Source organism: Agrobacterium pusense, assembly GCF_013285525.1.
GTDB lineage: Bacteria > Pseudomonadota > Alphaproteobacteria > Rhizobiales > Rhizobiaceae > Agrobacterium > Agrobacterium pusense.
Map to the genome: position 1 here is coordinate 2,458,584 of NZ_CP053856.1, position 21,419 is coordinate 2,480,002.

The 21,419-nt window shown below is 59.0% G+C and carries 19 protein-coding genes and 1 riboswitch; of the genes, 5 read left to right on the forward strand and 14 right to left on the reverse strand.

Annotated features, from left to right (window positions below; all coding sequences use genetic code 11):
* Window positions 1–2: 2 nt before the first annotated feature.
* Window positions 3–1,040 carry a cobalamin biosynthesis protein CobW gene (gene cobW, locus HQN82_RS11940; RefSeq protein ID WP_004444173.1) on the reverse strand — a complete coding sequence of 346 codons (1,038 nt, stop codon included), beginning with the start codon at window positions 1,038–1,040 and terminating at the stop codon, window positions 3–5.
* A complete protein-coding gene (locus HQN82_RS11945) occupies window positions 1,037–1,462 on the reverse strand; it encodes a DUF1636 family protein (protein WP_004444176.1) in 426 nt (141 codons plus the stop codon). The genes cobW and HQN82_RS11945 overlap by 4 nt, the downstream gene beginning before the upstream one ends.
* A gap of 118 nt (window positions 1,463–1,580) precedes the next feature.
* A riboswitch (cobalamin riboswitch) is annotated at window positions 1,581–1,797 on the reverse strand.
* A gap of 132 nt (window positions 1,798–1,929) precedes the next feature.
* Between HQN82_RS11945 and cobO the strand changes: the two genes are divergently transcribed.
* Both cobO and HQN82_RS11955 read left to right on the forward strand, forming a co-directional pair.
* Window positions 1,930–2,547 (forward strand): cob(I)yrinic acid a,c-diamide adenosyltransferase, encoded by a 618-nt coding sequence (gene cobO, locus HQN82_RS11950; protein WP_112765673.1) that lies wholly within the window; start codon window positions 1,930–1,932, stop codon window positions 2,545–2,547.
* 1 nt (window position 2,548) lies between these two features.
* Window positions 2,549–4,006: a cobyric acid synthase gene (locus HQN82_RS11955; protein WP_112765674.1), complete on the forward strand. Its 1,458-nt coding sequence runs from the start codon at window positions 2,549–2,551 to the stop codon at window positions 4,004–4,006.
* Here the strand turns inward: HQN82_RS11955 and cbiB are convergent.
* Window positions 3,993–4,958 carry an adenosylcobinamide-phosphate synthase CbiB gene (cbiB, locus tag HQN82_RS11960; protein WP_112765675.1) on the reverse strand — a complete coding sequence of 322 codons (966 nt, stop codon included), beginning with the start codon at window positions 4,956–4,958 and terminating at the stop codon, window positions 3,993–3,995. The two genes, HQN82_RS11955 and cbiB, sit on opposite strands and share 14 nt — an antisense overlap.
* Here cbiB and cobD point away from each other — a divergent pair.
* Window positions 4,957–6,003 carry a threonine-phosphate decarboxylase CobD gene (gene cobD / locus HQN82_RS11965; protein ID WP_112765676.1) on the forward strand — a complete coding sequence of 349 codons (1,047 nt, stop codon included), beginning with the start codon at window positions 4,957–4,959 and terminating at the stop codon, window positions 6,001–6,003. The two genes, cbiB and cobD, sit on opposite strands and share 2 nt — an antisense overlap.
* Here the strand turns inward: cobD and HQN82_RS11970 are convergent.
* The 9 genes from HQN82_RS11970 to HQN82_RS12010 all read right to left on the reverse strand — a co-directional run bounded on the left by HQN82_RS11970 (window position 5,985) and on the right by HQN82_RS12010 (window position 15,303).
* Complete coding sequence (locus HQN82_RS11970) at window positions 5,985–7,262, reverse strand: L-fuconate dehydratase (RefSeq protein WP_112765677.1); 1,278 nt, start codon at window positions 7,260–7,262, stop codon at window positions 5,985–5,987. The two genes, cobD and HQN82_RS11970, sit on opposite strands and share 19 nt — an antisense overlap.
* Before the next feature lie 36 nt (window positions 7,263–7,298).
* Window positions 7,299–7,628: an L-rhamnose mutarotase gene (locus HQN82_RS11975; protein WP_006700267.1), complete on the reverse strand. Its 330-nt coding sequence runs from the start codon at window positions 7,626–7,628 to the stop codon at window positions 7,299–7,301.
* An 11-nt stretch (window positions 7,629–7,639) separates the two neighbouring features.
* Window positions 7,640–8,773 (reverse strand): mannitol dehydrogenase family protein, encoded by a 1,134-nt coding sequence (locus HQN82_RS11980; RefSeq protein WP_112765678.1) that lies wholly within the window; start codon window positions 8,771–8,773, stop codon window positions 7,640–7,642.
* Window positions 8,770–9,780: a zinc-binding alcohol dehydrogenase family protein gene (locus HQN82_RS11985; RefSeq protein WP_112553057.1), complete on the reverse strand. Its 1,011-nt coding sequence runs from the start codon at window positions 9,778–9,780 to the stop codon at window positions 8,770–8,772. The genes HQN82_RS11980 and HQN82_RS11985 overlap by 4 nt, the downstream gene beginning before the upstream one ends.
* 3 nt (window positions 9,781–9,783) lie before the next feature.
* The gene (locus HQN82_RS11990; protein WP_112765679.1) at window positions 9,784–10,605 is read right to left on the reverse strand and encodes an amidohydrolase family protein; all 822 of its coding nucleotides are present in this window, start codon (window positions 10,603–10,605) and stop codon (window positions 9,784–9,786) included.
* 4 nt (window positions 10,606–10,609) lie between these two features.
* Complete coding sequence (locus HQN82_RS11995) at window positions 10,610–11,623, reverse strand: aldo/keto reductase (RefSeq protein ID WP_173614913.1); 1,014 nt, start codon at window positions 11,621–11,623, stop codon at window positions 10,610–10,612.
* 66 nt (window positions 11,624–11,689) lie between these two features.
* Window positions 11,690–12,631, reverse strand: coding sequence for an ABC transporter substrate-binding protein (locus tag HQN82_RS12000; protein ID WP_004444202.1), 942 nt, complete (start codon window positions 12,629–12,631; stop codon window positions 11,690–11,692).
* Between the two features lie 75 nt (window positions 12,632–12,706).
* Window positions 12,707–13,729: an ABC transporter permease gene (locus HQN82_RS12005; RefSeq protein ID WP_004444206.1), complete on the reverse strand. Its 1,023-nt coding sequence runs from the start codon at window positions 13,727–13,729 to the stop codon at window positions 12,707–12,709.
* An 8-nt stretch (window positions 13,730–13,737) separates the two neighbouring features.
* Window positions 13,738–15,303: a sugar ABC transporter ATP-binding protein gene (locus HQN82_RS12010; RefSeq protein ID WP_006700263.1), complete on the reverse strand. Its 1,566-nt coding sequence runs from the start codon at window positions 15,301–15,303 to the stop codon at window positions 13,738–13,740.
* A 254-nt stretch (window positions 15,304–15,557) separates the two neighbouring features.
* Here HQN82_RS12010 and HQN82_RS12015 point away from each other — a divergent pair, with 254 nt between their 5' ends.
* Together HQN82_RS12015 and HQN82_RS12020 are read left to right on the forward strand one after the other, a co-directional pair.
* On the forward strand, window positions 15,558–16,250 hold the full coding sequence (locus HQN82_RS12015; RefSeq protein ID WP_173614914.1) for a FadR/GntR family transcriptional regulator: 693 nt from the start codon (window positions 15,558–15,560) through the stop codon (window positions 16,248–16,250).
* A gap of 42 nt (window positions 16,251–16,292) precedes the next feature.
* Window positions 16,293–17,825 carry a UxaA family hydrolase gene (locus tag HQN82_RS12020; RefSeq protein WP_173614915.1) on the forward strand — a complete coding sequence of 511 codons (1,533 nt, stop codon included), beginning with the start codon at window positions 16,293–16,295 and terminating at the stop codon, window positions 17,823–17,825.
* A gap of 84 nt (window positions 17,826–17,909) precedes the next feature.
* Here the strand turns inward: HQN82_RS12020 and purH are convergent, their stop codons facing one another.
* Complete coding sequence (gene purH / locus HQN82_RS12025; RefSeq protein WP_112765681.1) at window positions 17,910–19,526, reverse strand: bifunctional phosphoribosylaminoimidazolecarboxamide formyltransferase/IMP cyclohydrolase; 1,617 nt, start codon at window positions 19,524–19,526, stop codon at window positions 17,910–17,912.
* 148 nt (window positions 19,527–19,674) lie between these two features.
* On the reverse strand, window positions 19,675–21,342 hold the full coding sequence (locus tag HQN82_RS12030; protein ID WP_034500007.1) for a heparinase II/III family protein: 1,668 nt from the start codon (window positions 21,340–21,342) through the stop codon (window positions 19,675–19,677).
* Window positions 21,343–21,419 lie beyond the last annotated feature (77 nt).

Genomic DNA, 21,419 nt, shown 5'->3' on the forward strand with positions numbered 1-21,419 from the left:
CGTCAGGCGGCCAGCATCTGTTCGATCTTTTCGCGATTGATGCCCTTTTCGCCGATAATGACCAGTCGGCTGCGGCGCTGCTCGCCCGCTGCCCAGGGGCGGTCGTAATAATGATTGACCCGGCTTCCGACCGCCTGCACCTGCAGACGCATGGGCTTGGCGGAAACTTCGACAAAGCCCTTGATGCGCAGGACGTTTTCAGCCGCAGCCGTTTCGGCAATGCGCGCCGCCAGTGCTTCCGGATCGGCCACGGCCGGCAGGTCGATGACGAAGCTGTCGAAATCGTCGTGTTCATGGTCGAGTTCACCGTCATGGTGGGTGCGGCGGTTTTCGATATCCTCTTCAACGGCAAGACCAAGACCGATCAGCACGGCGGGGTCGATGGCGCCATTAGAGGCCACAACGATCTTCGCCGCCTTCGGCAGATGTTCGAGCACATGCGCCCTCGCCTTGTCGAGGCCGGCTTCATCAAGGAGATCGGCCTTGGTGAGAACGATGAGATCGGCGCAGGCGACCTGGTCCTCGAAAACTTCCTCAACCGGATCATCGTGATCAAGCGCCTCGTCATTGGCCCGCTGAGCAGCGAGCGCCTCCATGTCGTGCGCGACCTTTCCTTCAGCAAGGGCGGCGCCATCCACCACGGCCACGACGGCGTCCACGGTCACGCGGCTCTTGATGGCCGGCCATTGGAAAGCCTGGACCAGCGGCTTAGGCAGGGCAAGACCAGAGGTCTCGATCAGGATATGCTCCACCTTCGGCTGGCGGCTGAGAATTTGTTCGATCGCGGGCTGGAAATCGTCAGCCACCGTGCAGCAGATACAGCCGTTGGCCAGTTCGACGATGTTTTCTTCGGGGCAGCTTTCAATGCCGCAGCCTTTCAGGATTTCGCCGTCGATACCGATATCGCCGAATTCATTGACGATGATTGCGAGCCGCTTGCCGTCCAGCTTTTCCAGAAGACCACGCAACAGCGTCGTTTTTCCCGCCCCCAGAAAACCGGTGACGATGGTGCAGGGAACGCGGTCCAGATGGTTGTTCATGATCTCTCCTCGGTAAAATCGAATGGGGGAATGCGCGCCACCATGCCGCGCTTTAATGGTTCGGGGCGGCCGCGCCAGGGCATCAGGCCATCTGAAGACGCAGAAAGAAGCCGCGCGCCGGTCAGCAGGTCCCCTGCATCGTCGGGTGTCAGCCCGCCAAACACATAGGACCAGCCATTGGCGCTGCGCAGCACGGCACTGAGGCCACGTTTGCAGTTGGCGAGACAATTGACGGAACGGACCGCGATGCCGGACGCTTCCGCCTCTGCGGTGACGGCCTCGGCAAGACGTGAGCCGGCACGTGGCTCGGCACTGGGATCAGCTTCGTCGCGACAGCTTCGGCAAACGAAAACGACCACACCGGACGCCGTTTCATCCTGCGCGTTTCCACCAGCAAATGAAGATGTCGCTGAAATATCCAAACCGTATCGTTCCCGCGCCGAGTCAAATTCTTCGGGGTGCGGATATCGAAAACGGTATGCGCACAGGCACAGACCGGCTGTTCGACGTCATCGACTGACCGGAGCACCCCGCCCGGTAGACGTTTTTCCTGAAGCGGCAGGTCTCCTGGCTTGCGGCTCGATGAGCGCCCGGACACCGCCTTCCCGAACCGTCTCTCTGGTCCAGTGGCTTTACGGTGCGGGCTTGCCGCTTACAGTTGCGGGGGCAGCCACGGAATGACCCGTTTCAGGGTGGAACCGTGTTCCCTCTTAGCTTTTCCCGTTGCCGGGGAAAGACCGTCAGTTCCTTACCCTTAGGCCGAACGGGCTTTGGGGTCAATGCCGCCCCCCGTGGCTCGCGCATTGCCGGGTGCGGCAAATTGGGTATAGTCGCCGCTCCGAAGGGCAGGGATAAGTTCCCGGCTGCTGGAGTGAAGAAGGAATATGCGATGACACGCGACATCAGCGACAACGAAGCCGAGCGCCATCGGCAGAAAATGGTCAACCGCAAGACGGTGCAGGATGCCGAAGTCGCGGCAAAGACCATCGAAAAAGGTCTGCTGATGATCAATACCGGCCCCGGCAAGGGCAAGTCCACGGCCGCCTTCGGCCTTGCGTTGCGTATGCTCGGCATCGGGCGCAGGGTCGGCGTCGTGCAATTCATCAAGGGTGCATGGTCGACCGGCGAACAGCAGGCGCTGGCTCTGTTCGGTGACAAGGTGGTGTGGCGTACCATGGGGGAAGGCTTCACCTGGGATACGCAGGATCTGAAGCGCGATGTTGCCGCTGCCGCGAAGGCGTGGGAAGAAGCCGTGACACTGATGGTTGACCAGACGATCGGCCTGCTGATACTCGACGAACTGAATATCGCATTGCGTTATGATTACCTGCCGCTTGACGAGGTCGTGACGACGCTGGCCAGCCGTCGGCCCGATCTGCACATCATCGTCACCGGCCGCAATGCCAAGCAACCGCTGATCGACGCCGCCGACATGGTGACGGAGATGACGCTGGTAAAACATCATTTCAAGGCGGGCGTGAAAGCACAGCCAGGGATAGAATTCTGACATGGCCGCACGGGTTCTGATGTTTCAGGGAACCGGCTCGGATGTCGGCAAATCGCTGATGGTGGCCGGTCTAGCCCGCGCCTTCGTCAGGCGCGGCCTGTCCGTCATGCCGTTCAAACCACAGAACATGTCGAATAATGCGGCCGTTACCGCCGACGGCGGCGAGATCGGCCGAGCACAGGCGCTGCAGGCGCGGGCCGCTGGCGTACCCCTCTCTGTCCACATGAATCCGGTTCTTCTGAAACCGCAGAGCGAGACCGGGGCACAGGTGGTGGTTCAGGGCAAAATCGCCGGCAATGCCAGAGCAGCCGATTACCAGCACCTGAAAGCCGGGTTGATGCCGCGCGTGCTGGATAGCTTCAACCGCCTGAAACAACAGGCCGATCTGGTGCTGGTGGAGGGGGCGGGCAGCGCATCCGAAATCAATCTGCGTGCCAATGATATCGCCAATATGGGGTTTGCGAGAGCTGCTGACGCGCCTGTGATCCTCATCGGCGATATTGACCGCGGCGGCGTCATCGCCAGCCTTGTCGGTACCAAAGCCGTCCTCGAACCTGACGATGCGGCGATGATCGAAGGTTTCATCGTCAACCGCTTTCGCGGTGATCCCGCGTTGTTTTCGGACGGCATGCGGATAATTCAGAAAAGGACAGGCTGGGCCTCGATAGGCCTTCTGCCACATTTCTCCGATGCCACGAAACTGCCGGCTGAAGACGCGCTCGGTCTTTCCGGCCCGGCTGAGCGAAAACCCGGCGCAAAGATCCGCATCGCCGTGCCGATCCTGCCGCACATTTCCAATTTCGATGATCTCGACCCTCTGGACATGGAGCCGGACGTGGAACTGATCCGCGTGCGGCCGGGCGAGACCATTCCCGCCGATTGCCGGCTGGTTTTGCTGTGCGGTTCGAAATCCACCATTGCCGATCTCGCCGTGCTGAAAGATGCGGGTCTGGACATCGACATAAAGGCGCATGTGCGCCGCGGCGGCTACGTTCTCGGCCTTTGCGGTGGCTACCAGATGCTCGGAAAAACCGTTGCGGATCCTGACGGTATCGAGGGACCACCTGCGACTGTCGACGGGCTCGGTCTGCTTGATGTCGACACGGTTTTGACGGGTGACAAGCGACTCGTTTCCGTTCAAGGCGTGAGCTTTGATGGTGTTGGTTTATCCGGCTACGAAATGCATGTCGGGGAAACCACGGGAGCAGCAGGCAATCTGGTGTTTTCGACGATCGACGGGCATTACGATGGAAGCATCTCACCCGACGGCCGTGTCTTCGGCACCTATATTCACGGCCTTTTTGCTCATGATAGCCAGCGCGGCGCATGGTTGGAGCGTCTCGGCGGGTGCGGCACCGACCTGAACTATGATGCGCAGGTGGATGCGGTTCTCGACCGTCTGGCTGCGCATATGGAACAGCACCTCGATCTCGACGGGCTGCTGGCTATAGCGCGATAAGGATCGCCAGAAGCCCGAATAGGCCGATCAGCAACAGGTCCGCAATCCGTGCCAGCCGCAACGCCGTGCGAATATCGCCGGCGACCAGCGCAGACCTTCCGCCGTCCCCCATGAAACGCGCTTCGATCATCTGTCCGCCGTAAGAACGCGGTCCGGCAAGCGCAAAACCCAGCGCGCCGGCCAGCGCCGCTTCCGGCCAGCCCGCATTGGGAGAGCGGTGGTGGCGCGCATCGCGACGGATCGCGGCAATGGCCGCTTTTGGCGACGCGCCCTCGACAAAAAATGCGGCGATGACAAACAGGCTGCCGCTCAATCTCGAAGCGGGCAGATTGATGAAATCGTCAAGCCGGGCCGAAGCCCAGCCGAACGCTTCATGGCGAGGCGAACGATGACCGATCATGCTGTCGGCCGTATTGACCGCCTTATAAGCCGCACCACCTGGCAGGCCCAGAAGCCCCATCCAGACGGCAGGGGCGACGATGCCATCGGAAAAGTTCTCGGCGAGACTTTCGATCGCCGCCCGGCAGATCGCCGCCTCATCCAGCTTTTGCGGGTCGCGGCCGACGATCATCGAGACAGCCTTGCGGCCACCCTCAACTCCTTCACGCTCCAGCGCAGTCGCAACCGCCTCCACATGCTGCTCCAGACTTTTCTGCGCCGGAAGCGAAGCACCGAGGATGGCGACCACCAGAAGTCCGAAGGGCAGGAAAAGCAGAACAGATTGCGCAAACCATGCAAGGATCGCCGTCAGCCCGACAAAAACAACCAGCGCCACAACACCCGCGGCCTTGCGCCGTGAAAATGACGCGCTGCCCCGGTTCCATTTTTGGTCCAGCAGCGCGATAAGCGAACCGACCCAGGTGACAGGATGGCCGATATGTTTGAACAGCCAGTCCGGATAACCGGTCAGGCGTTCGATCACGAGCGACAGGAAAGCGAGAGCGAGGAACATGGGCGAGACAATATCAGAAATGGCACAGGCTGCGATCCGCCACGGCGGCAATCTCGGCAGAGCGCGCCTGATGTTTCCAGACGCGTCTGAACCGTGGATCGACCTTTCGACCGGAATCAACCCGCATCCCTATCCGTATTCTGCCATTCCCGCCAGCGCATTCGCTCGCCTGCCGGAGCCCGAGACGGCCGACTATCTGAAACGGCTGGCCGCACTCCATTTCGGCGCACCCTCCGCCCGACATGTCACGCTATCGCCCGGCACCCAGATGCTCATGCCGCTGCTGGCTCAAACCGCACTTGCCCGGGGCGCCAAGAGCGGCGCGGTGCTGTCACCTGCCTACGCGGAACATGCCCGCACCGCACGCATGGCCGGGCTGACCATGATGGAAGTGGAGCATATCAGCGACCTGATCGCTCACGACTACGTGGTGGTGGTCAATCCCAACAACCCCGACGGACGTATCATCGATCGCGAAACTCTTTTGCGGCTCGCCGATTCAATGCATCGAAACGGCGGCCTGCTGGTGGTGGATGAAGCCTTCATCGAAACCGGAGGCGCCCAGAGCCTTGCGGATAGCGTTGATCGGCATGCTCTGGTCGTCCTTCGTTCCTTCGGCAAATTTTATGGCCTGGCGGGAATCCGGCTTGGTTTTGCAATTGCGCACCCTGATATCGCTGCGGGGTTGGAGACGAGGCTCGGCCCATGGGCGGTTTCCGGCCCGGCGCTGCACATTGCAACGGAAGCCCTGGCGGATGGAACGTGGCAATCTGCGATGCGGCTGCGTCTCGCGGATGAAGCACGGCGCATGAATTGCCTTTTGGAAAAAGCGGGTCTGAACGGGGTTGGCGGCACGCCTCTGTTCACACTGGTGCGGGACGAGCGTGCCGAGGCCCTGTTCGACCATCTCGGCCGTCTCGGAATACTCGTGCGCATTTTCGATGAAAGGCCGGACGACATCCGTTTCGGCCTTCCGGGTAACGACGCTGAGTGGCAGCGCCTTCAAGCGGCGCTGCTCTCTTTCGATCATCCCTCGAAAGTGTAGGTTTCAATCGACTCCGGCTTCATTTCGATGGAGAAACCCGGCAGTTTCGGCGGCATATAAGCGGCGTTTCTGATATCACAGGGCTCGATGAAATGCTCGTGTAGGTGATCCACATATTCGATGACGCGACCTTCCTTGGTGCCTGAAACCACCAGATAGTCGATCATCGACAGGTGCTGCACATATTCGCAAAGCCCGACGCCGCCGGCATGCGGCCAGACCGGCAGATTGTATTTGGCGGCAATCAGCAGCACCGCCAGCACTTCGTTGAGGCCACCCATACGGCAGCTGTCGATCTGCACCACATCGATCGCGCCTTCAGCGATGAACTGCTTGAACATGATGCGGTTCTGGCACATTTCGCCCGTCGCCACCTTCACTGAACCAATGGCTGCGCGAATCTTGCGATGGCCGGCGACATCATCCGGGCTGGTCGGTTCTTCGATGAAGAAGGGCTTGGAAAAGGCGAGCTTATTCACCCACTCGATTGCCTGGTCCACTTCCCACACCTGATTGGCATCGATCATCAGATAACGGTCGGGGCCGATCACTTCTCGGGCAATGGTGAGACGGCGAATGTCATCCTCCAGATCACGTCCAACCTTCATCTTCACATGGTTGAAGCCGGCATCGATGGCTTCCTGGCAAAGACGGCGCAGCTTGGCGTCGTCATAACCGAGCCAGCCTGCGGAAGTCGTATAGCAGGCGTAACCTTCGCTCTTCAGCGTCTCGATGCGTTTCTTTTTGCCGCTTTCGGCTTTCTTGAGAATTGCGAGCGCCTCGTCCCGGGTCAGCACGTCAGTGAGATAACGGTAATCAACGATATCGGCGATTTCTTCAGCGCTCATATCAGCCACCAGCTGCCACACAGGCTTGCCGGCTTTCTTGGCCAGCAAATCCCACACCGCGTTGACAACGGCGCCGGTGGCGAGATGCATCGCACCCTTGTCGGGGCCGATCCAGCGCAGCTGGCTGTCGCTGGTCAGATGCCGCCAATATTTGCCCGGGTTCTCAGTGACCGTGGCAAGATCGGTGCCGACGACGAGGTGACGCATCGCTTCGATGGCCATGCAGCAAATATCGTTGCCCCGGCCGATGGTGAAGGTCAGCCCGTGGCCTTTAAGACCCGGCTCATCTGTGTCGAGAATGACATAAGCCGCCGAATAATCCGGGTCGGGGTTCATCGCATCGGAGCCGTCCAGGCTCTGGGATGTGGGGAAACGCAGGTCGAAAACACGAAGATCAGTAATTTTTGTCATGGCCGTTTACTCGCGGTCAGTGCCTATGGAAATCGTTCAGTCGTGGTGGAAGGTCTCTTCCATCATAGCCCACCACTCGCCGTCCCTGCGGGTTTCGAGCGGTTTCTGGCAGGGAATGGTAAAAGACCACCACTCCTGGTTCTTGGGGCTGGCCGCCATCTTCGCCATATCGGCGCTGAAATCGGTGCCATGATATTCCCAATAGCCAAACAGCAGGTTTTCCGGCTCCCGCAGGAAAATCGTGTAGTTACGGATATTGCAATCGCTGATCAGCGCCAGAACTTCCGGCCAGACGGCGGCATGCAGCCTTTTATACTCCGCGATCATCTCCGGCTTGACGCCTATGACCATTCCCATACGCTGCATGAAAAACTCCGTTACTTTCTGATGGTGGCAAGCGCCGCGCGCAGCTTTGATTGCGGCAGGCTCAATCCCAGCCGGTCCGCTGCGGCAATGACCGGAGCAAAGCGTCGGCGCTTCTTCTCATCGTGATTACCGGCGATATCGGCCAGTCGATGGGCAAGGAAGGGATTGCGCAAACGCTCCCGCAGCACGCCGATATAGGCCTGCGCATCATTTCCCATGCCTTCAGCAATAAAGACCGGCAGAACCTCGTCGCGCCATAACGTTTCCAGATCCGCGACGAGTGCACTGTCGTCCATTGCCTGGCGCACCGTCTCGTCCTTCGCCCGCGCATCCTGCAGCCAGCGTTCCGCCAGGTAGGAATGGCCGAGATTGAGCAGGAAGAGCTTCAGCTTTTCATAGTGGTCGAGATCGTCCGTCAGCACCACGGCAGGGTGATTGCAGGGCAGGACAAGCCCGTCCTGCTTTTCGATCGCCCAGAGCGCGTAAGGCTCCGCCACTGCACCTACCGGATCGATAGGCTCGGAAACGATGCGATCGACCAGGCTATTGGCGAAACGGCACTTTTCGTTCAGGTAAAAGGCAAAACCCGCCGGCAATTGCCATTCATCGGCAAGCCGGCGAATGACCTCTTTCAGCTTTTCGCCATTACGCGGCACAAGTTCACAAGGAAAGATGGACACGGGCGCTTCCGGATTGCGCTGAAAACGTTCGAGCAGCAAAATGCAGAGTTTCGCCGGAAAGCTCCTCGGGACGGCCGTAAAATCCGCCGCGAGATCTGCGCCATCCGCAGAATCAAGCTCATAACCGCGGTCTCCGGTATTGGACAAGATGACAGCAGCTTCGCAGGCGAGGCGGCGTACTTCCTCCCATTCGGTTGCCGAGGTCAGGGCCCGCGCGACAGCCTTGCCCTCAATTTCCTCATCCACGTTCCGCCCGTCACGGATGCCGCGAATGCGCACGGGGTAGGGCGCGCCACTATTCAGCGCCGCGACACGCTTCAGGCTTTCCGCATTGCCGGTTGTCTGGACAATCGCGATGCGACCGATAGCCTCGTCCTTTTCCAGCGCTTGCGAGACAAAGAGGTCCGCATGCGCGAGAAGAAAGCGGCTGGTACCGAATTGCAGGATGGGCGTCTCGGGCGTCATGCGACCTCCACCATGCCTTTGATGACTCCGGCTTTCGGATCTGTCAGCCCTGCGAACTGCGATGGAACGTCGGCAAGCGCCATACGGTGCGTAATCAGCGCCTCAGGTACTTTCCCTTCCCGCAATGCCTGCAACACGCGTTCGAAATCCTCCGGCGTCGCATTGCGGCTGCCGAGCAGCGTCGTTTCACGTTTGTGGAACTCCGGATCGTTGAAGCTGATATCGCTCGCGACGATGGAAACAAGCACATACGAACCGCCATGGCCGACGAAGGAAAAGCCGCGCTCCATGGCTTTAGGATTACCGGTCGCATCGAAGACCGCATCGAAGAAATCACCGTTGGTAATCTCGGAAAGACGATCTTTGTCGCCGTCCCCAAGCGACACTGTATGGGCGACGCCGAGATGCTCCTTGCAAAAATCCAGCCGGTCGGTGCGGCCATCGATCATCGTGACTTCGCCGCCATCGAGAACCGCGAAAACCGCTACCGCCATGCCGATCGGTCCGGCGCCGACGATCAGAACCTTCTGTCCTTTTTCGACGTTGCCACGGCGCACCGCATGCGCGCCGATAGCCAGAAATTCGGTCATCGCCGCCTGGTCGAGGCTCAGCCCTTCAGCCTTCAACACGAATTGCTGCGGCACGTTCAGATATTCCACCATGCCGCCATCACGATGAACGCCGAGCACGCCGATATTGCGGCAGCAATTGCTTTTGCCCTTCAGGCAGGCGCTGCATTTTCCGCAAGAAATATACGGAATGATGGTAACAACGTCGCCGACGGACAGATGGCTGCCCTGCGGCGCCTCTTCAACCGTACCGGAGAGCTCATGGCCCATGATCCGCGGATAAGAGAGGTAAGGCTGATTGCCGGTGAAGATGTGGAGATCCGTACCGCAAACCCCGATGCGACGGACGCGCACCAGCACCTCACCTTCGCCACGCACAGGTTTAGGCAGATCCTTGGCGCTGAGTTGACCGGGAGTGTCGCAGAAAATCGCCAGCATGCATCACCTGTGGGAAAGGGAGTAAAAACGAATGGCGTTACCGCCGAAGACTGCCGCATGGTCCGCTGCCGGCACGATATCGCGACAGAAGTCCAGCCATTCCTGATAATCGCCCGCCAGTCGCAAAACCGGCCAGTCGCTGCCGAAAATCACCCGGTCTGCGCCGAACAGCTCCAGAATGGTTTCGGCATAGGGCCGCACTGCTTCCGGTCGCTGATCGCCGCGCTCGGTCAGGAGGCCGGAGAGCTTGCAATGGACATTGGGAAGAGCCGCCAAAGCGCCCATATCCTTGCGCCAGGCGCTGTAGCGGCCGGTCGCAATCAGCGGCTTGGCACCATGGTCGATGACAACAGGCAATTGTGGATGACGCCGGGCAAAGGCGAGGAGATGCGGCAGATTGGGCGGCAGGACCAGCGCATCGAACGCCAGGCCGTGGTTCACCAACGCCGCCACGGAGGGATCGAGCAGCGGATCATCGATCCATGCCACGTCTTCCATGCCCTGCAGCATCGGGCGCACGGCTTTGAACGCCCGATGTTTTGCCCGGCGGGCGATTTCAGTTGCAGCATCTGGAGACTTCATGTCCACCCAGCCGACCACACCTTTGATGAAATCTGTCTCTTCCGCCAGCGCCAGCATGAAATCCGTATCGGCAGCCGTCTCCATCGTCTGAACCAGCACGGTGCCGGAAATTCCGGCCGCGGCCAGCAATGGCGACAGATCCGCTGGAAGAAAATCCCGGTAGATGGCGGCGAGCGACGGCGGCGGCCACTGGCCGGCACGGTCCTTCATTAACCAGAAATGCTGGTGGGCGTCGATAAGCATTGCCTCAGGCCTTTCCGCCCGGCACCGGCGCACCTTCGGCGATCAGACCGCGTCTGTGCAGTTCCGCCCAGAACTCATCCGGAATAGATTGTTCGAACCATTCGATATTGGAAGCGAGCTGCTGCGCATTCCGCGCGCCCGAGACGACGGTGACCGAAGCCGGATGGGCCAGCGGAAATTGCAATGCAGCCGCCTGCAGCGACACACCGACTTCTTCGCAGACACCCTGCAGCGCATCAACCCGCGTAAGGATATCGGCAGGCGCATCGGCATAATTGAATTTGCGGTTGCCCGCGAGAATGCCGGAATTGAAAGCACCGGCGACAACGATGCCGACACCGCTTTCGGCGCAGAGGTTCATGAAAGCAAGGCTCTGCTGCTCCAGCAGCGTATAGCGGCCGGCAAGCATGGCGACGTCGATGTCAAAGACATCCATGGCGTCGTTGACAATTTCCCACTCGTTGACGCCAAGGCCGATAGCGCCAGTTGAACCTTCCTCACGCAGCTTGCCAAGCGCCCGGAAGCCGCCGCCAGCGGTCAGCTGCTCCCAGTAATGCTGGTGCTTTTCGCCATGGGTGTAGGAGCCGATATCGTGCACATAAAGAATATCCGGCTTCAGAACGCCGAGCCTCTGCTGGCTGGCCTCGAAAGAGCGTAGAATGCCATCATAGGAATAATCATAGAACGGGCGGAAGGGTAGCGGCGCAATATAGGCATCCTCTTCGGGGCCAACGGTCTCATCGGGAACCATAACGCGACCGACCTTGGTGCTCAGCGAATATTCGCTCCGGTCATGCTCCGTCACCATGGTCCCCAGGCGACGCTCCGACCGCGTATATCCATAAAACGGCGCGGTATCGAAATAACGCATGCCGCTTTCCCATGCCTTGTCAAACGCACCCTTGGACTCTTCATAGGGCGTAACGCGGTAGAGATTGCCCATCTGGGCGCAACCGAGACCCATGACGGTAACGTCGACGGCGCGGCGCGGCAATTTACGTGTATCGGAGACTTTCATTGCGGAGACTTTCCAGCTTGCCTTTGGAAAGACGCGCCGCCGGTGAAGCGGCGCGTCATCGCTTGATCAGTAAAGAACGTTCTTTGCTTCCGGCTTTTCGATATTGTCCTTGGTGACAACAACGACGCCGGTGTCGACGAACTTCTCGACCTTTTCCTTGTTGATGAGCTTGGTGACGGTTTCGACGCCCTTTTCACCCATCTGATAGGAGCCCTGAACCACGATTCCGGCGAGCGTGCCGTCCTTCACGAAGTTCTGCAGATCCTGGTTGCCGTCGAAGCCGATGGCGACGACCTTGCCGGCCTTGCCTGACTGGGCGAGCGCACGGCCAACGCCGATGGCCGTCGGCTCATTGGCGCCGAAAATGCCCTTCAGGTCCGAATTGGCGGCCAGAACGTCGGTCGTCTGGTTCAGCGCGGTCGCCATCTGCGACTGCGAGTAGAACGGGCCGACGATCTTCAGGTTTGAGTTCATCTGGATGTAATCGGTGAAACCGCCGACACGGCCGATTTCAGAACCAGCCCCGGCGACATAGGACATGACGGCGATCTTGCCTTCCTTGCCCACCTTGTCGATCAACGCCTGCGCTGCCAGTTCGCCGGCTTTCTTGTTATCGGTCGCGAGGAACGACTGGTAATATTGCTCAGAGCCCTTGGCGAGCTGCGAGTCGATGAGAACGACGGGGATACGGGCTTCCCAGGCCTTCTTGACAGCAGGCACCAGCGCGTCCGGATCGGAAGGTGCAAGCACGATGCCGGCGACCTTACGGTTGATGGCGTTCTCAACCATGTTAACCTGGTCGGCAATGGCCGATTCCGCAGCCGGACCCTGGAAGGTCATGGTGTTGCCTGAAGAATTCTTCATGGCCGCATCGGCGCCCTTCTGGACGTTCTGCCAGAAGGTCGAATTGACGGTCTTGACGATGACGGCGATTTCACCGGCCTGCACGGTGGAAACGCTCCACAGCGCGATTGCGGATGTCAGAAGGGCAGTCGCAATTTTCTTCATTTCTTCCTCCGTGATGTCGGCATACCGGGCCTCCCCTGCCGATCTTTTTTGCGGAAAGGGTCCGCAGCCCTTTGATCAGCGGCGGTTGCGCAACTGGTCTATCCAGACGGTGACCAGAATGACGAGGCCGATGATGATCTGTTGCGTGAAGGCAGAGACGCCATTCATATTAAGACCGTTGCGCAGGATGCCGATGACGAAGGCGCCGATGGCCGTGCCTGAAATCGTGCCCACGCCGCCGATCAGCGATGTGCCGCCGATAACCGCGCTGGCAATGGCATCCAGCTCATACATCACACCTTCGTTAGGCTGGGCGGTAACGAGGCGCGACATCAAAACGCACCCCGTCAACCCAGCAAGCGTACCGGAGAGGATGTATGTGAAGTTAGTGACGCGGGCGACGTTGACGCCGGAAAGACGTGCGGCGTCTGCATTGGAGCCCACGGCATAGATGTGGCGGCCGAGGATCGAGCGGTTGAGCATGAAGGACACCGCAAGCGCAATCACCACCATCAGGATGACAGGGTAGGGGATGCCTGGAAATACGACATTCGGAAAGCCATCATCACCGATATTGACGATGCGGAAAAGGGCGCCGTTGCCAAGTTCGCCGAAGGATTCGCCGAGGCCGGACACGGCGCGCGCACCGGTGATCTGCAACGCCACACCGCGGGCAATCAGCATCATGCCGAGCGTGGCGATGAAGGGCGGCAGCTTGAAGCGCGTGACCAGCAGCCCGTTGATCAGCCCGCAGAGCGAACCCGTCAGAATGCCGAGCAACATGCCGACCGGCACCGGCATGCCGAGTTCCTTCACCGCAAGAGCGGCAACAACCCCTGCAAGAGCCAGCACCGAACCAACGGAAAGGTCGATGCCGCCGGTGATGATGACACAGGTGGCGCCAATGCCGAGCAGAGCGATGGACGTGACCTGCAACGCGATCGTCATGCCGTTATTGACGGTAAAAAAGGCGCTGCTGGTGGCGGAGAACACCGCGACAAGGGCGAACAGGCTGCCGAGCGCGGCAAATTTCTGGATGATGTCCTTCTGGCGATCGCTGACAGCGAAGCCCTTTTTGGGTTCTGCAATATTGGCCATGTCGTTCCTCACTGCGCGGCCCGGCCGTAACCGGACGCATACCGCATGATTTCTTCCTGATTGGTCTTGGCGGTTTCGAGCACGCCCGTAATCCGGCCCTGGTGGAAAACCGCGATGCGATCCGTCAGCCCCAGAATTTCCGGCAGCTCCGAACTGATGAGAATGACGCCGATGCCCTGAGCGGCCAGCTCATCCATGATCTTGTAGATCGCGAATTTCGCACCGACATCGATGCCACGTGTAGGCTCATCGAAGAACAGGATACGGGATTGGCGGAACAACCATTTGCCGATGATGATCTTTTGCTGATTCCCCCCCGATAGCAGGCGCACGGTCTGCTCGATGGAAGGCGTGCGGATATTCAAGAGGTCGACGTATCGCTTGGTGACCTCGTCGTGTTTCCTGAAGTCGATCAGGCCAAAACGGTTGGAAAGTTCGCCGAGATTGGCGAGCGTCGTATTGGCCGCCACCGACATCTTGATGGCGAGGCCGTCGCTTTTCCGGTCTTCCGAGAGATAGGCGATGCCTTCTTCAATCGCATCCTGCGGTGAGCTGATCGAAAGCTCGCGCCCATTGAAGGTGATCTTGCCGGCATCGAGCGGGTCCGCCCCAAAAATCGCCCGCGCGACTTCCGTTCGACCTGCACCCATAAGGCCGGCAAAACCCAGGATTTCGCCGCGCCGAAGCGAAAAACTGACATCGCTGAACACGCCGTTGCGGGTCAGCCCATCGACGGAGAAGATGATATCGTCCGTCGGGCGCGACGTGCGCTCGGGGAATTTATCCTCCAGCGAACGCCCGACCATACGCGTGACGATGTCATCAACGGTGATGGAGGCGAAGTCGTCGGTCGAAATATAACGTCCGTCGCGCAAGACCGTCACACGATCGACGATCTCGGCCATTTCGTCGAGACGGTGAGAAATATAGACGATGCCAACGCCGGAAGCCTTGAGGTCTCTGATGACCTTGAAGAGAAGGCGGGTTTCCTGCTCCGTCAGAGAAGAAGTCGGCTCATCCATGATGAGCACTTCAGCATCAAGAGAGAGCGCCTTGGCGATTTCCACCATCTGGCATTGGGCGACGGAGAGGCCGCGGACGATCTGATCCGGATCGATATCGACACCCAGCCGGTCAAGACAGCGCTTGGCATCGAGGCGCAGCTTCTTGCGGTCAACCAGGAAACCGCGACGCGGTTCGCGCGCAAGATAGATGTTTTCGGCGACAGAAAGATGCGGAACGAGATTGAGTTCCTGGTGGATGATGGCGATGCCGGCAGCTTCGGACTCGAGGGGGGAGGCGTATTGTACCTTCACGCCCTTGTGTAGGATGGTGCCATCACTTGGCTGGTACACACCGCTGATGATTTTCATCAGCGTCGATTTTCCCGCCCCGTTCTCACCACAGACAGCATGCACCTCGCCGCTGCGCAGATCGAAATGCACATTCGACAAGGCTTTGACGCCCGGGAATTCCTTGCTGATATTTTCGAGACGCAGAAGGGCCGAACGCTCCGCGCGCGCCATCTCCTCAGGCGAGTACTCGCCCCGAATTGTCGATGCGCCCTGCGACATCTGGAAACCTCCCACCCGTATCCCCGCTCCACCGGGGTCATGAACAGGTCAAATGGTTAGGCCGGTTTTTTAAAATGGTCAAGCCAATTAGCCGACAATTTGCGAATCTAGACCCAGAGCGAAAATATTATATCTAAACTATATCGGAAAAAAATATTTAATTACAAGTATTTAAGTAATTCCTTGCGTATTGATACGCTTGGCGCTACGGTAAGGCCAAATATGATCTTCAGACAGGACTTGTCGTAAAACTCATGAGTGGTCAGGCCAAAATAGCGGAGCCGCGCAGGCTTTATCAGCAGATTGCAGACCAGATACGCGAACTCATCGATCTGGGTGAATTCCTGCCCGGTACGCGGCTTCCCGCTGAGCGGGAACTGGCTCAGAAGCTCGGTGTATCGAGGCCTTCGCTGCGCGAGGCCCTGATTGCGCTTGAGATCGACAACACAGTGGAAATTCGTATGGGTTCCGGCGTCTATGTTTCGGCGGAAGCGCTGCAGACGACCCACCATACCAAATCGCTTGGCGACAGCCCCTCCGAACTGATGCAGGCGCGCGCCGCATTGGAGGGTGCCACCATCGTGCTGGCGGCAAGCCGGATGACCGATGAAACGATCGCGACCCTGCGCCAGATACTCAACACCATGCAGAGGGAAATAGAGGCCGGTCGCAAGCCGCTGGATCAGGACCGGCTGTTTCACGTCACAATAGCCGAGCAATCCGGTAACAGCGTTTTAGCCCGAATGGTGGCCAACCTTTTCGATGAGCGCCATAGCCCCATTTCGGCCCAGCTCCGCGTGAAGTTTGAAGACCGCGATACCTGGACCCATGCTCTTCAGGAACACGAGGCCATTCTCGCCGCGCTTGAACTGAAAGACCCGCTGTTGGCGCAGGCCGCCATGCATACCCATCTGGAAGGTTCGAAGAGACGCTGGGTCGAAAACTGACCCAGGAACATAGCAGACAATATACCGGGAGGAGGAACATCCGTGAGTGAGAATTCCGAGGCAACCATTTTGCTGAACGCCAACGACAACGTTGCGGTGGCGCGTCGGTCCATCCCGGCGGGCGGCGCGACGGGCAGGGGCGATCTGGCGGCGCTGGAGTTGATTGGGCGCGGGCACAAGGTGGCCCTTAAATTCATCAGATCCGGGGATGAGGTGCTGAAATACGGACAGGTGATTGGCATCGCCACCCAGGACATCGAACCTGGCCGGCACGTGCACCTGCACAATCTTGCCATGGTGCCTTCCGAACACGCGCATCAGTTCAGCGTCGACATTGAGGAGAAGGGCATGGTGCCGGAGGCCGAGCGCCGTACCTTCATCGGATATGACCGTGGCCTCGGCGGTGTCGGAACGAGAAACTATATCGGCGTCATCGCTTCTGTGAACTGTTCCGCCACCGTGTCGCGCTATATCGCCGATTATTTCAACAAGCAGGGCGGCCTTGATGGTTTCGACAACGTCGATGGCGTCGTGGCGCTGACCCACGGCGGGGGCTGCGCGCTGAATACAAAATCGGAAGGCTACCGTCTGCTGATCCGCACCATCCAGGGCTATGCCCGCCATCCTAATTTTGGTGGCATCCTGTTGATCGGCTTGGGCTGTGAGACCAACCAGATCGCGCCTATCCTCGAACATTACAAGATGGAGGAGGGCGACCGGCTGCGCACCATGACAATCCAGCAGCATGGCGGCACCCGCAAAACGATCGACGCGGCAATTGCCGAGATTAAGGCCATGCTGCCGATGGTCAATGCCGCACGCCGTACTGAACAGCCTCTTTCAAAGCTGAAAGTGGCGCTGGAATGCGGCGGTTCCGACGGATACTCCGGCATTTCCGCCAACCCGGCCCTCGGATATGCCTCCGACCTCATCGTCCGCAATGGCGGCACCACAGTTCTCTCCGAAACGCCGGAGATTTACGGCGCCGAACATCTTTTGACCAAGCGCGCCATCACCCCTGCCGTCGCCGAAAAGCTTTTGCAGCGTATCGACTGGTGGCGGGATTACACGGCTCGTAACGGCGATGAACTCAACAACAACCCCTCTCACGGCAACAAGCTTGGCGGCCTGACAACTATTCTGGAGAAATCGCTGGGCGCGGTCGCCAAGGGCGGATCCATGCCGTTGAAGGCGGTGTACGAATTTGCGGAGACAGTAACGGAGCAGGGTTTCGTCTTCATGGACACACCCGGTTACGACCCTGTCGCCGTGACAGGGCAGGTTGCCGGCGGCTGTAACGTCATCTGTTTCACCACCGGCCGCGGCTCGGTTTCCGGCTTCAAGCCTGCGCCATGCATCAAGATCGCCACAAATTCCGAAATGTATGAACACATGAAGGAAGATATGGATTTGAACTGCGGCGAGATCGTTACCGGGAACGAAACAATCGAAGAATCCGGCGAAAGAATTTTCGAACACATCATAGCGGTGGCCTCCGGCAACAAGACTGTCAGCGAGATCTACGACTATGGCGATAATGAATTCGTGCCCTGGCAGGTCGGCGCAGTGACCTGAGCCCTCACGCCACTGTCCCACGTGAAACAAAAAAGGCCCGAAGAGCGATTCTTCGGGCCTTGTTCATTTCTGATCATATTGCGCTTAATGGCGGAAGTGACGCATGCCAGTAAAGACCATCGCAACATCGTGCTCATTGGCAGCGTCGATCACTTCCTGATCGCGCATGGAACCGCCGGGCTGAATAACGGCAGTCGCGCCAGCGGCAATCGCCGCAAGCAGGCCATCGGCAAAGGGATAAAAGGCTTCCGAAGCGACGGCAGAGCCACGGGTCAGCGGTTCAGCCAGACCGAGAGCCCTGGCGGCATCTTCGGCCTTCTGAGCCGCGATACGGGCTGAGTCGACACGGCTCATCTGGCCGGCGCCGATACCCGCTGTCTGGCCGTCCTTGGCGTAGATGACGGCGTTGGATTTCACGTGCTTGGCGATCTTGAAGGCAAACTTCATGTCTTCAAGTTCCTGCGCCGTCGGCGCGCGCTTGGTGACGACCTTGAGATCCAGATCTTCGACCATGCCATTATCGCGACTTTGGACCAGAAGGCCGCCCGAAACCGTCTTTGCGGTAATGCCGGCCGCGCGCGGGTCAGGCAGGCCGCCGGCTGCCAGAAGTCGCAGGTTAGGTTTGCGGGCAATGATCGATTTTGCTTCTTCTGTAACATCAGGTGCGATGATGACTTCAGTGAAAAGCTTGACGATCTCTTCCGCCGTTTCCGCATCAAGCGTGCGGTTGAGAGCGATGACGCCACCGAAGGCCGAGACGGAATCGCATGCCAGCGCTCGCCGGTAGGCTTCTGCAAGCGTCGGACCGGTCGCGACGCCACAGGGATTGGCGTGCTTGATGATTGCAACGGCCGGCGCATTTTCCGGCAGGAACTCCGCAACCAGTTCGTAGGCGGCGTCGGTGTCGTTGATATTATTGTAGGACAGTTGCTTGCCCTGAAGAAGCGTCGCTGTTGCCACGCCAGGCCGCTTTTCTCCGGTCAGATAAAAACCGGCGCTCTGGTGCGGGTTTTCGCCATAACGCATCTTTTCCTTCAGCACGCCGCCAATGGCGCGGTAGTCAGGGGTTTCGATAGCGAGCGCCTCGGCAAACCAGTTGGAAATCATTGCGTCATAAGCAGCCGTGCGGGCATAGGCCTTGGCGGCGAAGCGCTGGCGCAGCGCATAGCTTGTCTGTCCGTCATCGGCCTGCAGGGCTTCAACCAGATCAGGATAATCGGACGGATCGGTCACCACGGTCACATAGGCATGATTCTTCGCCGATGCCCGGATCATGGCCGGACCACCAATATCAATGTTTTCCACCGTGGTCGGATAATCGCCGCCCTTGGCGCGAACGTCCTCGAACGGATAAAGATTGATGACAGAAAGATCGATGGCCTCAATACCGTGAGCCTTCATCGCATCCACATGTTCGGCATCATCCCGGATTGCCAGAAGCCCACCATGCACGTTGGGATGCAGGGTCTTGACGCGGCCATCCATGATCTCGGGAAAATTGGTGACCTCGGAGACATCCGTCACCGGCAGACCCGCATCGGCAATAGCCTTTGCCGTTCCGCCCGTTGAGAGCAGCTTGACGCCGAGTTTGGACAGAACTGTCGCCAGCTCGATAATGTCGGTCTTGTCGGACACGGAGAGCAGCGCCGTGCGAATTTTGACCATGTCGGGAGCGGGAATTTTTTTGGATACGACGGCCATCGAATATACTCCGTTAAACGGGGAGGACAGGCTGGAACGGGTTTTCCAGCAATTGCCGCCGCGTTAACACAGCTTACTGCAAGAATAAACAGCGGGGACGTCGAAGGATAAAAACTAGGGTATTTTTGCCGAATTCCAGGGGAAACGCTCAGGCTTGACGCTCAATAAGCCAACGAATCTCCCGCGTGTTGGCGAGATTGAACGGTAGCTCGATCTGCTGCGATGGCCGCATGCCGGACGCATCGGCCATGAACACGTCCTCGGTCACGAAAAGCTCCAACCCCGGTGCCGTCAACAGCCAGGTGGTTCCGTCCGCGGCCTCAAGATAAATTGACTCATCATCCCGCTGGTGCAGCTGGATATGGGGGTGGATGTGGAAACGCGAAACCGCCGAGACCGACTGGGTCTGCGCGTTTGCGGCATTATGATCGGCCCTTAGCAGGTCACGACCCTTTATCTTGGTGCCAGCGGCATTCAGCTCCATCTCCCGTTCGTGATAACAGCCGAAGTTGTGAAGATATCCGTCATGCGCCGCCCACAGGACATCATTGCCGTTTGCGCCAGTTTCACGCCGGCTATCGACCTGGCTGACACCGGAAACCATGATCGGTCCGAGCAATCTGGACCGCGACAGTCTGCATGAAGACGTGTCGGCGAGCGTGACGGTGGAATGAGCAGCGGTCGACCGGCTAGCCCGTTGATATTCAGGCGCCGCGTTTCGCGGAAACCCGGAATTGACGATGAAGCGGTTTTTTCCGCATGACATCTCGAAAGAGAGGCAGCCCGAATGCGCGTTACGTGAAAGCTCGGCCGAGCCAGGATAGCCCGTATCCACGATAACCACCGTTTCGCCCGCGGCAAGGCGGTGATAATTCACATCCGGCAAAACCTTTGAAGGCCGGCCCGCTGTCTCATCATAACGGAGCACCGAAACAAGCTCATTGGCGAGCGTGGCTGTTGCGCCGTTGAACAAGGCGAGATCGCCGCCCTGGTGCCGAAAAAACCGTATCGCCGGAAACATGCGGTCTATCGCAGGAACCAGCCCGGAGGGCAGGTCATGGCCGAGATTGATATAGCTTTGTCGAAGGGGCAAAAGGTCGAGCAGCAGATCCAGCATCACGCGCGGATTGCGGGACACATGCCCGCCATCGGGCAGGATTTGCCGCTCCATTTCCTGAGCCAGCTTCATTCCGTGCCGCGCGATCCGCGACATCCGGGTGGGCATGGCGATAGAAGCCATGGCAAGCGCGATCCTGATCCGCAGTCTCACCTCCCCATCCGGCGCGTGCCTAACGATTTTCTCGAGGTAACGCACGTGAAAGACCAGGCTTTTCAGAAACCGGCGATAAAACCCCGCATCTGCTTCGTATAGGACCACGGGCGAGTGGGAAAGCCAGGCGATCAATCTCTGCGCCGCGATTTCCGGAGCCCACGCAACCCCCGCAAGCTTTTTGCCATGGATGGCCATCCATTCGGCGACGATACGGCGGGCCTTCCTGCATGCCTCGCTCGATCTGTCGGAACGGATGTGGCGCAGCCAGCTAAACGCGTGCAGCCGCTCTTCAAAAACAAGCGAAGGATATTCCACCTGAAAAGGCGAGTGGCCACCGGTTTCCATGACACGGCCGGCAAGCGCGATACGGCCGCGCAGCAACTCCTCGGCAAAATAGGGATCGATTGCCCGAAGATCCGTCGGTGCCGCAACCAGCCCCTCCGGCGCACGATTGGCAAAACGTGAAACATGCAGACGTAACGGCGTGAGGCCGACACACAGATGGCGATACGCCATCCGCGAAAGAAGACCGGCGGCATTCATGCTGCCTGCAAAGGACCCTAACAAGCTGTGTTTCCCGTTTCACATGTTTTGTTTTTATCAGTGAACCGTGATGACCG